The organism is Priestia sp. BR_2, from assembly GCF_041954005.1.
Lineage (GTDB): Bacteria > Bacillota > Bacilli > Paenibacillales > Paenibacillaceae > Paenibacillus_AQ > Paenibacillus_AQ lautus_A.
Genome location: NZ_JAVFHM010000108.1, coordinates 1 through 1,078 on the forward strand (window position 1 = coordinate 1; position 1,078 = coordinate 1,078).

A 1,078-nucleotide genomic window follows, 5' to 3' on the forward strand; every position below is an offset into this window, starting at 1 on the left:
CTCCTAAACTACTTTACGTTTGCAAGGCTGAGGCAGACCATACTAAATTACCTTGTGTTATGCATGTACATCAGGATCGCTTAGAAATTTTATATATCAGACAGGGGAGAGGGATTCATACAATTGGAGGGCGTCAATATCATACTAAACAGGGTGACGTTCTTATTTACAATAGTGGTGTTATACATGATGAACGTACAAATCCGGAAGCAGAAATGAGTGTATACAGCTGTGGAATAAGTGATCTGAAGTTAGAGGGTATGCGAGAAAATTGTCTATTGCCTAATGGTGCGAGTCCAGTTTTGTTCAGCGACGCTTTTAGTCAGGACATCGAAAATCTATTTTGCATGATGTATAGCCAAATTTGTTCAGAGAATGCTGGAGCTGAGGAAATAAGCCACCATTTGTTACAAGCTCTTATTGTCATGCTGGTAAAACAGATTAATAGAAGTATAGAGAAGGAAGAAGATAAGGAAGTTATTTTAGGAGAGCGAATAAGAAGATATATTGATGACCACTATTCCGAAAATCACACGTTGGAAAGTATAAGTGAGACATTGAATATTAGTTTATCTTACTTGTGCCACATTTTTAAGGAGACTACTGGGTATGCTCCTATGCAATACATTATGAGACGTAGAATTGGAGAAGCGCAGTCTTTGTTAATTAATACCCAATATAGTGCTACTCAAATTGCTTCTATGGTAGGCTATAATAATTCCAACTATTTTAATACAATTTTCACGAGGATTGTCGGCATGTCCCCCATCAAATACCGAAAGTGTTGGGTAGATCAAAATAGCCCAAAAAGAATATCTTCTATTGATATAAATGAAATCGTTTGCAGTGAGAATTAAAAAAGAAAACTCCCATTAAGAGGGTTTCATACAATTAAGCCTCAAAATACGTATTTATATTAGGGTATCGGGTTATTATTCATTCTTAATTTAAGAGGCCTGATGGTGCCCATAGAATGCTAGTTATTTACCCATTTGCTAAAAAGCAAGGAGGAGAAAGTACCTTGAATAAACAGGTAAATCAAAAGTCATTTTTAAGTACTATTGTCTTAGTCTCTACA

General features: G+C 35.8%; 1 protein-coding gene. It reads left to right on the forward strand.

Going from position 1 to position 1,078, the window contains the following annotated elements; translation table 11 throughout:
* On the forward strand, positions 1–857 hold an 857-nt coding region (locus tag RB298_RS03005; RefSeq protein ID WP_486045703.1), incomplete at its 5' end, for a helix-turn-helix transcriptional regulator.
* Positions 858–1,078: the final 221 nt, after the last annotated feature.